The following is a 12,493-nucleotide window of genomic DNA, read 5'->3' on the forward strand; positions in this document are numbered from 1 at the left end:
AAAATTTTTTGAGCTGTAAGGGCTCAAAATTTTCCAGAATAACTTTTTAACTTACACAGTTAGTGAGACACTACCAAAATTCTTTAAGATTTATTTCCTAAACCGTTTATGAGGTCTAGAATTTACAATCTGCAACCTAATCAACAACAACTACCCTTTCTTCCACATAGGTTCATAATTCAAAACTTCCTGATAAACCGCACAGTTTTCATCATGCGAGCCTTTCAGATAACCGATACTCATAAGGAATTCATTTACAATTTCACCTCCGGTAAATTTGAACGTTTTTTTGAATAATTTCATCCATTCCGGTAAGGTTTTCGGATGATGATGTTCCAGCCATTTTTCAAATGAACCGAATTCTTCCTGTAATCCGATAATGGCCTTTGCATTTTCGATGGCCGCGTTTACTTTTAATTTGTTTCTGATAATCCCCGAATCGGCAAGCAGCCTGTCACGATCAGCTTCGGTATACGCTGCAACTTTTTCAATTTCAAAATTGTCATACGCATTCCGGAAACCTTCTTCTTTCCTTAAAATAGTTTCCCAGCTCAGTCCTGCCTGGTTGATTTCCATAATAAGTCTTCCAAACAGCTCATTGTCATCATGGATCGGGAAACCGTAATAATGATCATGGTATTTTTTGTGAAGTGCTTTCCTGCTTTCAGGCTGCATATTTTCTATGGCTGAACAATAACTCATCCTAACTAATAAATTTACAACAAAGATAAGATGAGTTTGTGACAACTGTCAGTCAGGAGAATAATTAATTTTATTAATTTCGATCAGTTTTACGCAGAATTAACCTGAGCATCTATTAGTCAATAAGAATTTTCTGAGCCTTTCTAGCTAACGCATTTTATAATTTCTCAATATAGTCCAGATATAATGGAATACTTTCTTCAACATAGGCTGCTGAAGGATTTTGTTCCAGTCCATAATATACAAACGGTTCGCAGTAATCTGCTTTTACATATTCAAAAGTAAGCTCAAAGGGTCTCAGCAATTCTTTCAAGGAATATTTATATTTGCTTGTAGCACTGAAATCTTTCTCATCAAGCCCTGCAGATATTGCTAAGGCAATCTTCTTTTCTTTCATTTTATAACCGCTGCGGCTTCCGAAAGCCCAGCCATACAAAAGGACCTCATCAAACCATTTTTTCAGCAATGGCGGACTGCTGAACCAGTACAATGGGAACTGAAATATGATTTTATCATATGACTCAATTAATTTCTGCTCTTTTACCACATCAAATTTCCCATCCGGATAGGTTTTGTATAATTCATGAACTGTATATTTATCCGGAAACTGATTCAATACTTCAACCCATCTTTTATTAATAACAGAAGTTTCCATAGTAGGATGGATAACGATGATTAATGTTTTCATATTTTAAATTCTATTTCAAAAATAATAGATGTAACTTACATTTTCGATATAAGCAACCGATTGTATGGTACTATAAAAAATGTAAGCAATGACTAAAATAAAGGAAACATCGACTAATTTTGCCAACAAGAAAGCCCTTACAGAAGAATGTCCTGAATTGTATGCATCAAAGCTTATTGGTGGGCAGTGGTCACTTGCCATCTGCAGCTATCTTATTAACGGAAAATTGAGATTCGGAGAATTAAGAAAAAATCTGGGAAACATTACCGAGCGAATGCTTACCCTTCAATTGAGAAGGCTGGAAGAAGATAAAATTGTCACACGAACGGTTTATGCTGAAGTGCCTCCCAGAGTGGAATATGAATTAACAGAAATCGGCTATCAATTAAAACCTGTGATAGAAGAACTCGATAAATGGGGAACCATGCATAAGGCCAGTATCAGTAATTCATCCATATAGCAAAACCTCCGAAAATTAATCGGAGATTTTGTTATATGTTTAATAAAATTTAATGTACATTGCTGAGATCTATCTTTTCCTTGCTTTTCCTCTCTTTCACGAAGAGGATAAACGGAATACAGATCAGGAAGACCACTCCGAGATAGAGGAAGACATCCATGTAGGAAAGCACGGTGGCCTGTTTCGTTACGGAGAGATCGAGTATTTTGTAGGCAGCGTTCATCGCGGCGTCAGGCGTCATTCCTTTAGCCATAAAACTTCCTTTCAGGGCCTGCAGCCTTTGCTGCACCGCCAGGTCCGTTTCGTCAAGATGGGAAATCAGGTTGACCCTGTATTTCTGGCTCGCATTTGCAATAAACGTGGTGATCGCTGCGATCCCGAAGGAACCACCCAGCTGCCGCATCATCCCGGTAAAGGCGGCACCCTGTCCGATCTCCTGTCCTTTTAAAGTACTTAAAGAAAGAGAGGTAATCGGGATAAACAATAGTCCAAGACCCGCACCTCTTACAATCAGCATCCAGAAGAAGGCATCTTTTCCGGTATCCGGCGTCAGGATTTTATAGCCCCAGAAACTGTAGATAAAGAAAATAAACAGTCCGAGGGAAACAAGTACCTGTTGTTTTGCCCCTTTAGAAAGCAGCCGCCCGATGATCGGCATCATGAAAGCCGTCGTCAGTGCCGCAGGGATCATCAGAGCTCCCGACTGAAGCGCCGTCCAGCCCAGGATACTCTGCGTGTACAAAGGAACGATAAACGTGGAACCGTATAATCCGAATCCTAAGACAAAGGACATCACGGTACCAATTCTTAAATTGCTGTTTTTTAAAACCCGGAGTTCCACAATCGGATACTTGAAGGTAAGCTCCCTCCAGAGAAATAGGATAAATCCTAACACCGCCGATGTAGTAAGGGCAACGATCCATCCGCTGGCAAACCAGTCTTCTTCGTGTCCTCTTTCAAGAATATACTGCAGCGATCCTACGGTTACCGCAAGTAATGCAATCCCAAGCCAGTCGACGTCGGAAGCCTTCCGTTTTTCGGCATATTTCGGACTTTTTACAAACTGCAGCGTCATTAATGTCGCCGCAATCCCGATCGGGATATTGATGTAGAAAATGTACGGCCAGCTGAAATTATCCACGATGTATCCTCCGAGCGGCGGACCCAATGTAGGACCGATAATTACCCCAAGACCGTAGATGGCCTGTGCCATACTTCTCTTTTCTACCGGATAGGATTCGGTGATAATCGTTTGGGAAGTTACCAAAAGCGCTCCCCCACCTATTCCCTGCATCAGACGGAAAAATACCAGCTCCCAGATATTCGTTGCGTTTCCGCAAAGAAAGGAGAATACGGTAAATATAATGATGGATGCGGCAAAATAATTCCTCCGTCCGAACTGCTGGGAAAGCCAGCTCGTCATCGGTACGATGATGACGTTACCGATCGCATACGCCGTAATCACCCAGCCCACTTCCGAAAGGGTGGCGCCAAGGTTCCCCTTCATTTCATTCAGGGCAACGTTTACAATCGTGGAGTCCACAATTTCCAGCAGCGCACAAAGGATGGCCGTAATCGTAACGATTACCCTTCGGGCTCCATATTCTACTAATGAATCTTGCATAGTTTTTTTGGTATTAAAAAATCAGGAGATCATAAGATCCGGAAATTTCTGATCAGAACAAGCGGCAACGAACTAACTTTATTCTGTTTAAATGAGATTGAATTCAGGGTGAGGTTGATTTTAGAGATATTCCCCTCTTCCTTACTTTAAATCTTAGGTTTAATTTCAGTCATTGAGATCCGGATCTCTTAACCTCTGTCTGTTTTAATGGTATTTTATAAAAGTGAATTGTCAGCATTTCATCCGCATGTTGTCAGTATCTCTTCATCGTTCTTCTACATTCAGACGGAATTCTTTTTCCCGGCCTCTTCATAGCAGCCTGCGCTTCATATTTCTCCTGCATGGCTGATTTTCTTTTCAGACGGTCTCCGCTTCATTCATGTTCCTTCTTCTTCATTTCCAGCAACATAAGGAACCTTCTTCAACAACCGCTTCCCTCTTCATTATCAGTTCTTCGCATCGTTTCCACCTCATCAGCTTATTCTGTTCTCCGACATCTTCATCATCAGTCTGTCTTCTTCAATCATGATCATTCTGACTTTCCTCCGCAAACTGACAATTCACTTATAATGTATTTTATGATAATAAAGGAATTGTCAATGGTTCTTCCATTTCATAGTCAATTTTGCCTCTTCATTTTCTCTTGCGATCAACTTCCTCAGCAGCATTGACAATTCACTTTAAGTTTATTATTTTAAGGAAACTTCTGCTTTCACATTCATTCCTGTTCTTAATCTTTTGGCGACGTTTTTATCAAGATTTACAAAATCGATTTTCACCGGAAGCCGCTGAACTACTTTTACGAAGTTACCGCTGGCATTATCAGGAGGCAGGATAGAGAATGTAGCTCCGGTTGCAGGAGAGAAAGAGCTTACCACTCCGTCAAATTCCTGGTCAGGGAAAGCATCGATTTCTATCTTTACTTTTTGTCCTTCCACCATTTTATCCACCTGGGTTTCCTTGAAGTTGGCCACTACCCATTTCTGGTCGTTTTTTACCAGGGCAAACAGCTGGGAACCGGCCTGTAGAAATTGTCCGGCCTGGATCGGTACTTTTCCGACATATCCGTCTTCAGGAGCTAAAATCACGGTATACGATAAATTTAATCTGGCATTTTCCACATCCACCTCTCTCTGCTTCGCTACGGAACTCGCCACACCGATCTGCTGGGAGCTTGCTGCCGTCTGCGAAGAAGCGATATTCGTCTGCTGGGCGATCTGGTTTCTCTGGTCAATTAAAACCTGCAGCTGTTTGTCGGCCGTCTGTTTTGCAGCCAATGCCTGCTCGTATTGCTGCTCCGTAATAGAATGGTCTTTTACCAGATTTGAATATCTTTTAAGGTCCTGCGACGTTTTCCATACATTTACCCGTGCGGCTTCAATCTGTGCATTGGCCGTAGTAACCGCTGCCTGGGATGAACCGATGTTTTTAGACGTTGCCGTTGTGCTCGCCTGTGCATTGGAAATATTGCTCTTTGCCGTTGCCAAAGCGGCTTCCGCCTGTTCAAGTGCCAGTTTCTGATCTCTGCTGTCCAGAACAATCAGCGTGTCTCCTTTTTTTACAAACTGGTTATCTTTTACCTTCACTTCCGTTACGTATCCGGAAATCTTGGAAATCACCGGGGAAAGGTTGGAGGCAATCTGTGCATCATCGGTTTCTTCGTGAGACTGGCCATAGGTATACGCGTTATATCCGTAGATCCCGCCGCCAATTAAAACAACTGCTAAAATGATAGGAAAGACTAAGCTCTTCTTCTTTTTAGGTTCAGTAGCTGGAGTAGTATTATTTTCCATGTTGGGTATCGTTCTTTATTTATTTAATTGTTAAAGTTCCTGTAGTCTGTAATAGTTTTCGGTAGGCCAGTGCTGCGTCTGCTTTTGCATTGATGACACCCACATTGGCGGCAATCTGTGCGGCATCGGCATCCAGAAGTTCTGTCATGGTGGCCAACCCGTTATCGTATTTGTTTTTTGTAATCCTGTAGTTTTCGTTGGCCTGCTCGGCAGATTTTTCGAAAACGGCAATTCTCTTTTTGGAATAATCGGTATTCTGATACTCCCGGTTCACATCCAACTTGATATTGTCATTCAGCAGTTCATTACTGGCAGCCAGCTGCATTTCTCTCGCCTGCGACTGTTTCAGCGAAGAATTTTCTTTCCATAAATTGGATAAATTATAAGAAATTCCGACACCGACATTCACTGCATTGTAAATGGTTAAAAATTTAGGGATGTCTGCAGCCACATAACCTCCGGTGAAGGCGATCGACGGCAGGTTTTCCGCTTTTGCCGATCTGGTGCCCAAGGCAGCGGCCTGTCTCTGCTTATCCAAAGCCTGAAGATCTTTCCGGTTTTCTCTTGCTTCATTGACGTAAAAATCAACGGGTCTCACTTCGGTACCTTCTTCAATATAATTCTGGTCTACTTCAATTTCCGTACTTTCGGGAAGTCCCAACAGCAGGTCCATATTGATGTTGGCAATATTGTAATTGTTTTTCGCTTCCAGCAATTGCAGCTCGATGTTTGACGTCTGAAGATTGGCCTTCAACCGGTCGTTTCTGGCAATTACCCCATTGTTTTCCAGCTTCAGGAAAGTTTCATCTCTTTTCTGGGAAGCAGAAAGGTTTTCTTCCAATACTTTAATCGACTGGTTGGCTTTGAACAAATTGTTGTATGCCTGGGCGACATTGTAGGCAATCGCCACCTTATCGCTTTCCGTATTTAGTTTTGATGCTTCTACCAGGTATTTGGCCGACTCAATCCCGTACTTTATTCTTCCGCCGCTGTAAATCGGTACACTTAAGTTAGCAGATCCGTAAGCAACCTGATGGATCTCAGGGCCTCCTCCGGCAACGCCCGGTAATTTGATGTTCACATTCGGCTTCAAAGGAAGGTACAGATAACTTCCTGAAACGGAAAGCTCAGGCAGCTGCCTGTTTTTGGCTGCCAGAAGATCTGCCGTTGCTTCTTCTATTTTGGCGGCATCAATTTTCAGGCTTTTGCTGTTTTGGATGCCGAGCTGCACGGCTTCATCCAGGGTGAGGGTTCTTTTTTCCTGGGCATTTGCGTTTGCCATTCCTACAAACAGAGCCAGTGCAAGGATTGAGTTATTTATTTTCTTCATAACCTAAAAGGTCTTTAAGTAAGTATTTAATATGGGTGTTAAGTTCTGTGTAGTATTTTTCATCGAAGACAGCTTCTTCATCGGTATTATTTAGGAACTCCTTATACATTTCCTTGGCATTGAAAGCGTAGAATAAAGTCCCGCTTATAGTTGAATGAAGCAGATAGATCGGAGGGTTTTTGGTAAATATCCCGTTGTTCAGGCCACTTTCCAGTATCTTGGAATACATAGCCAGGAATCCGAGCTTCGCCTGCTTCAGCATATCCACAATATTTGGATTGTCCGTGTGAAGCTGCTCCCGCTGCATGATTCTGTAAAAGCATTTCTGGTGTCGTATCCTTCCTACAAACTGGTCTACGATCTTATTTATTTTTTCCCAATCATTCATGTCGGTTCTTTCCAGAATATCTTTTGAGAAAAATTGTCCTTCATTCATCCTAAACTCCACCAGCTTCTCGTACAGCTTTTCTTTTGAACCGAAATAATAAGAGATCATGGAAATATTTACGTTGGCCGCTTTGGCGATCTCCCGGGTGGAAGTCCCTTCAAAACCTTTTTCTGCAAAAAGCTTTTCGGCGGCAAACAATATATTTTCTTCTTTTGAAATCATCTTAGTTATGTTCTCGTTTTTGACGTTGCAAATTTACGTCCAAATTTGAATAAATCAAACGTTTGATTGAATTTTTAATTTATTTTTAATATTTACTTAAATAAATGACTGGCTTAAAGTAAATTACATATTATTCAAAAAATTAATAAATATGATAGACTACAATTTTCAAGCTCACCTACAGGATTTTTAAGATGGATAAAATAACCAAATCACTAACCTGCTTCATTTAAATTGATCGTGTTAATTATTCCTGATCATAAAATGCTGAAACGTCAATAGATATTACTTAGAAAATAAGGTATATTGAATCGGTTACTTTATGGAAAAATAACGTAAACTCGGAAGAGAAACGGGATTTAAAGGCTGGAAGAGGCAAGCTGAATGCTGGAAGCATCTCCAGTTAAGAAATTTTTGAGAGTGTAAATTCAGGGATATTTTTGTAGAAATGATAGAGGAAAAATCGCTGTCCCCTATTTATCAAAATTTTCCGTTTATGAATTCTTATGAATATATCTTGATAATTTAATCCCTAAGTCTGTCCAGATAATTTTAGGATTGCCATTTCTTGTGAGATGCAGATCAGCCATACTTATTTCTTCAAGAATATTTTCAATATTGGCTCCGCTGATAAATTTTGAAAAGCCGGTCCAGTTGAAGCCGTTGGCATCTATTTTTTTATAGACCAGCCCTTCCGACTGATAATTCTGAAGCAGTGCCAGTCTGAAAATTTCCGAACAGTAATTTAAAAAGTTCTTTTGCTTCTCACGGTTCCAGCCTGCGATTTCCCGTGCCCAAAGAATAATATTCTTCAAAAATTCAGGCTTTTTTTTCACCATAAAAGCATCACGTACCCATTGGATGAAAAGTTTTTCAAATTCATCACTTTTATTTCCGGACTGTAAAAACCGGATGGCATCGTTCAGGTTTCCCTGGGCCTGATGGATAATTTCACCGATGGCATCATCAGAAATAGTAAAATTCTTTTTAAGATACGCTTCTATATCATCATCATTAATCCTGGGAACTTCTACAATCTGGGTTCGGGAAAGAATGGTCGGCAACATATCATTTGTGGATTCTGCCGTTAAAAGAATAACTGTTTTTGCAGGCGGCTCTTCTAAAAATTTCAGGAATTTATTGGAAGCTGCCACGTTCATTTTGTCAGCCCTCCAGACAATCAGAATCTTAGTTCCGCCTTCAAAGCTTTTTAAGGAAAACTTTTGGTTCTGGTCATCAATTTCATCCGCAGATATAAAAAGCTGCTTGTTTTCTGATTCCAAAAAAGCGGTCCAGTCATTATAGCTTGAGTAGGGGAAATTAAGGATCATTTCCCTGAAATCTTCAAATTTATTTTTACTTAAAGAATTTTTGCTATCCGTAAAAACCGGAAAGCTGAAATGCAAATCCAGATGATTGAGGTGCTCTACCTTTGAAGCCGCATGCTCATTTTCAAGGCTCAATACTTCTTTTGCATAAGCTAAGACCATCGGCAGCGTGCCATAGCCTTCTTTTCCTACAAAAAGCTGGGCATGGCTCACCCTGTTTTCGGCAATACTTTCTTTCAGAACTTTTTTCAGGCTTTCCTGTCCGGCGATGTTCTCCCAATTCATGGTTCAAAGATAAAGAAAATTGCGAAAGTTGAAGTTTTCAGAATGTGAATTTTGCGATAGTAGAAATAGCAATTCATTAAATTATCAATTAAAATTAATCGCAGATAAAGAGTTCTTATTTAACAGAATTTATTTTAAAAGACTGGCAGAAAGTCCGATTGGATATGAACTTATTCCTATATTTTCCCCTTAACAAACTTTAACCTCTTATAATTTTTACAATTCATTAATATTTAAGATATTTGCGCATTATTTTAAAAATAAAGAATGAAAAAAATCTTTGTACTATCATTTATATCAGTGGGATATTTCCTAAATGCCCAAAATATAAGTAATTCGCCTTACGCAACTTATGGAATTGGGGATGTAAAGTATGATAATACGATTGAAACCGCCTCAATGGGAGGTATATCAACTGCTTTTATAAGTGATTTTACAAGTAATTTCAACTTTGCAAACCCTGCAAACAATGCTAATTTCGAACTTACCAGTATTAAGCTGGAAGCTACGAATGAGAATAATTACTTTAAAACAGATTATAACAATACGAAGTCTACCAAACATTCTACGTACTTATCCAATATTTCGTTGGCATTCCCTCTTTCTCCAAAACTGAAGATGGGACTTTCCTATCAGCCTTACAGTTCAAAGAGCTACGACATTTTGCATGTCGATGAGCTTAAAAACGGAGATGTAGTATATGCTAATCGATACAACAGATTCAAAGGATCAGGAACATTAAATACCGCCCAGATCGCTTTGGGATATAAAGTGAATGATAAATTCGCATTAGGAGTAAGAGCCAATTATTATTTTGGGAATTTATACGACCTTAATGAACTTGCACAATCCAATGCAGAATTGATTAACGGTTATGAGACCAAAAACAGCATTAAAAATTTCAACTTTACTTTAGGGGCAAGTTACCAGAATCTTAATACAAGTACGGACAGAAAGCTTACCATCGGTGCCACTACTACATTCGGGAATACCAGTAACATGACTACCGATTATGTAAACAGCACTTATTTTTATACTGACGCTTCACAAACGACCAAAGGTAATGAGAGCGTTATAGAGCGTAGAAGCACAAATTCCAAAAACCTTCTGCCGCTACAGGCATCGTTGGGTATAGGATATGGTGAGGAAAACCAGTGGTTCTTATCCGTACAGGGAGATTATAAAAAAGGAGAAAGCATCGCTTATTTCGGTAATTCTCTGGATCTTCAGGATTCTTACAGGATTTCTGCCGGAGGATGGTATTTACCGAATTACAATAACTTCAGAAATTATTTATCAAGAATTGTGTACCGTTATGGTGCGTTCTATGAGAAAGGAAGCTTACAGCTGGCAGGACAAAACATTAATAAGTTTGGTATTTCCGGAGGAGTTCTTCTTCCTTTCAAAAATAGCAGTATTACAAGAATGAGCGGACTTGAAATAGGTGTTGAGCTCGGAAAGAGAGGAACACTTAAAAATAATCTGATCAACCAGAACTATATCAATCTTAAGATCGGTTTCAATTTTGCAGATAAATGGTTCCGAAAGACTTTATATAACTAAAATGTCATTTTTCAGAAACATATCATTATCATATCAAAAAAATATAGCATGCCTTTTTAGTTGTGCTATATTTTTTATCATCACTTCGTGTGAAGAAGATCTTACCAAAAATGCGGATAAGCAGAGCAAGAATTTCCCTTCCCAGATCATCAATAATGCTAATATTATTCAGAGGGATTCAGGTTTTGTAACAATGCGTGCCAAAGCACCGATTATTGAAAAGTATGAGCTGATCGACAGTCCGTATACTGTTGCTAAAAAAGGAATTGACATTCAGTTCTTTGACAAGAAGAAACCGAAAGTCCCCGGAACGATCAAAGCAAAATATGCTAAATTTTACGATTATAAGCAGTTCTATGAAGCCAGAGGCAATGTCAGGATTACCACGAATGAAAATCAAAGGTTTGCCATGCAGAGTGTTTTCTGGGACCAGCGTAAAAAGCGTATTTATACAAAAGACACAGTTTATGTGACTATGGAAGATGGCTCCACGCTGATTGGAGCCCACGGAATGACAGCAAAAGACGATTTCTCAGAATATGTGTTTTACCAGAATTCAGGAGATTTTACAACGTCCAAATTATCCGAAACCAAAAAATAATCCTTCTATGATTTTCCATGCCATCGGCCTGATGTCCGGAACAAGTTTAGACGGTCTGGATATCTGCTTTGCCAGATTTGAAAAACAAGCCGGCTCATGGTATTTTGAGATTATAAAAGCAGAGACCCTTCCTTATCCTGCTCATTGGGAAGAAAAACTCAGGCATGTAATTCATCTTTCTGCTGAAGACCTGCTGGAACTGGATTCAGCGTATGGATTTTATCTGGGAAAAGCCGTACAGCAATTTATTGAAAAACATAATCTTACCCATATCGATGTCATTGCCTCACATGGCCACACCGTTTTTCATCAGCCCCAGAGAAAGTTTACATTGCAGATCGGTGATGGAAGGGCGTTGAAACTGAAAACCGGTTTGCCTGTTATTTATGACTTCCGGAGCCAGGATGTCCTGATGGGCGGGAACGGTGCTCCTCTGGTTCCGATTGGTGATGAATTATTGTTTTCACAGTATGATGCCTGTCTGAATCTCGGAGGCTTCTCCAATATTTCCTTAAAAATAGATAACCAAAGGATTGCTTTTGATATTGCTCCGGTGAATATTGTCCTAAATCACTTGGCCCAAAGACTGGGAAAAGATTTCGACAGCAACGGTAATCTGGCAAGATCCGGTAAAATTAATAAGGAATTATTGTTACAACTCAACAGTATAGCATTTTATCAGCAGCCTCATCCTAAATCCTTAGGCGTTGAATGGTGCAATATGCATATTTTCCCATTATTCGGGACTATTGAAACAGTTGATGCAATAGCCACTTTTACAGAGCATGCCTCGCAGCAGATTGTAAAAATTTTCCATGAAAATAAGTTAAGGAATGTATTCATAACAGGCGGAGGAACCTACAACAGTTTTTTGATTGAGAAAATAAAGTCCCAAAGCAGTACGCAGGTTATTATTCCAGAAAAAGAAATAATAGATTTTAAAGAAGCACTGATTTTTGCATTAATGGGTGCCTTACGCCTTAATGGTGAGATTAATGTACTGGCTTCGGCAACCGGAAGCCTGTATGATCACAGCTCCGGAATTATGGCATAAAAAAAACCTTCAGTGCTGAAGGTTTTTTTTATTATTTATAAGCTTCTATCTTATCCGTCAAAGTATTGATAAAATTCTGAAGCGGCTTCTCCACCATCATTTTAATAAAAGGATTAAACTTTCCTTCAAAAAGCATCTGTACTTCAGTCTGGCTTTCGCTCAGGGGCTTTATGGTTGCTGTTAACGAAAAATCAAGGCTTGAGCTTGCAGATTTCAACACGGCTTTTTCATCAGTCACCTCATCTATTTTTAAAGCAATTTCAGGCATTCCCTGTAATCCGAATTTAAATCCGTCTTCTCTTGTTTCAAACTTCTGAAGACCGTCCGGCATAAAATTTTTATAATTTTCCGGAGATTTCAGGAGCTCTACCAATTCTTTAGATGATTTATTGACAATAATCTTTCGTCCTTCTAAATTCATTTTTTATTTTTGTATTTAAATTCTTAATTATTAC

The 12,493-nt window shown here is 39.5% G+C and carries 12 protein-coding genes; 4 read left to right on the top strand and 8 right to left on the bottom strand.

What is annotated here, in order from left to right; translation table 11 throughout:
- Positions 1–150: 150 nt before the first annotated feature.
- Positions 151–702, bottom strand: coding sequence for a DNA-3-methyladenine glycosylase I (locus MKJ01_RS16390; protein WP_241615250.1), 552 nt, complete (start codon positions 700–702; stop codon positions 151–153).
- 157 nt (positions 703–859) lie between these two features.
- Positions 860–1,390 (bottom strand): NAD(P)H-dependent oxidoreductase, encoded by a 531-nt coding sequence (locus MKJ01_RS16395; RefSeq protein WP_241615251.1) that lies wholly within the window; start codon positions 1,388–1,390, stop codon positions 860–862.
- 88 nt (positions 1,391–1,478) lie between these two features.
- On the opposite strand from MKJ01_RS16395, the gene MKJ01_RS16400 reads away from it, so the two are divergent.
- The gene (locus MKJ01_RS16400; protein ID WP_241615252.1) at positions 1,479–1,850 is read left to right on the top strand and encodes a helix-turn-helix domain-containing protein; all 372 of its coding nucleotides are present in this window, start codon (positions 1,479–1,481) and stop codon (positions 1,848–1,850) included.
- Between the two features lie 49 nt (positions 1,851–1,899).
- Here MKJ01_RS16400 and MKJ01_RS16405 read toward each other — a convergent pair whose 3' ends face one another.
- From MKJ01_RS16405 to MKJ01_RS16425, 5 genes are all read right to left on the bottom strand, one after another.
- Entirely contained in the window at positions 1,900–3,474 is a 1,575-nt protein-coding gene (locus tag MKJ01_RS16405; protein ID WP_241615253.1) for a DHA2 family efflux MFS transporter permease subunit, read from the bottom strand.
- A 689-nt stretch (positions 3,475–4,163) separates the two neighbouring features.
- Positions 4,164–5,267: an HlyD family secretion protein gene (locus tag MKJ01_RS16410; RefSeq protein ID WP_241615254.1), complete on the bottom strand. Its 1,104-nt coding sequence runs from the start codon at positions 5,265–5,267 to the stop codon at positions 4,164–4,166.
- Positions 5,268–5,286: 19 nt separating this feature from the next.
- Positions 5,287–6,597 carry a TolC family protein gene (locus MKJ01_RS16415; RefSeq protein WP_241615255.1) on the bottom strand — a complete coding sequence of 437 codons (1,311 nt, stop codon included), beginning with the start codon at positions 6,595–6,597 and terminating at the stop codon, positions 5,287–5,289.
- Positions 6,581–7,207, bottom strand: a complete 627-nt coding sequence (locus MKJ01_RS16420; RefSeq protein WP_241615256.1) for a TetR/AcrR family transcriptional regulator — start codon at positions 7,205–7,207, stop codon at positions 6,581–6,583. The genes MKJ01_RS16415 and MKJ01_RS16420 overlap by 17 nt, the downstream gene beginning before the upstream one ends.
- Positions 7,208–7,701: 494 nt before the next feature.
- Complete coding sequence (locus MKJ01_RS16425; protein WP_241615257.1) at positions 7,702–8,820, bottom strand: hypothetical protein; 1,119 nt, start codon at positions 8,818–8,820, stop codon at positions 7,702–7,704.
- A 267-nt stretch (positions 8,821–9,087) separates the two neighbouring features.
- Between MKJ01_RS16425 and MKJ01_RS16430 the strand changes: the two genes are divergently transcribed.
- The 3 genes from MKJ01_RS16430 to MKJ01_RS16440 are packed head-to-tail and all read left to right on the top strand — an operon-like array spanning position 9,088 to position 12,038.
- Positions 9,088–10,383 (top strand): hypothetical protein, encoded by a 1,296-nt coding sequence (locus MKJ01_RS16430; RefSeq protein WP_241615258.1) that lies wholly within the window; start codon positions 9,088–9,090, stop codon positions 10,381–10,383.
- A gap of 1 nt (position 10,384) precedes the next feature.
- Positions 10,385–10,984 carry an LPS export ABC transporter periplasmic protein LptC gene (gene lptC, locus MKJ01_RS16435; protein WP_241615259.1) on the top strand — a complete coding sequence of 200 codons (600 nt, stop codon included), beginning with the start codon at positions 10,385–10,387 and terminating at the stop codon, positions 10,982–10,984.
- Between the two features lie 7 nt (positions 10,985–10,991).
- The gene (locus MKJ01_RS16440; RefSeq protein ID WP_241615260.1) at positions 10,992–12,038 is read left to right on the top strand and encodes an anhydro-N-acetylmuramic acid kinase; all 1,047 of its coding nucleotides are present in this window, start codon (positions 10,992–10,994) and stop codon (positions 12,036–12,038) included.
- Between the two features lie 31 nt (positions 12,039–12,069).
- On the opposite strand, the gene MKJ01_RS16445 is transcribed toward MKJ01_RS16440, so the two are convergent.
- Positions 12,070–12,459 carry a hypothetical protein gene (locus MKJ01_RS16445; protein WP_241615261.1) on the bottom strand — a complete coding sequence of 130 codons (390 nt, stop codon included), beginning with the start codon at positions 12,457–12,459 and terminating at the stop codon, positions 12,070–12,072.
- Positions 12,460–12,493: the final 34 nt, after the last annotated feature.

The sequence above is a fragment of the Chryseobacterium sp. SSA4.19 genome, from assembly GCF_022601875.1.
In the GTDB taxonomy this organism is placed as follows: domain Bacteria; phylum Bacteroidota; class Bacteroidia; order Flavobacteriales; family Weeksellaceae; genus Chryseobacterium.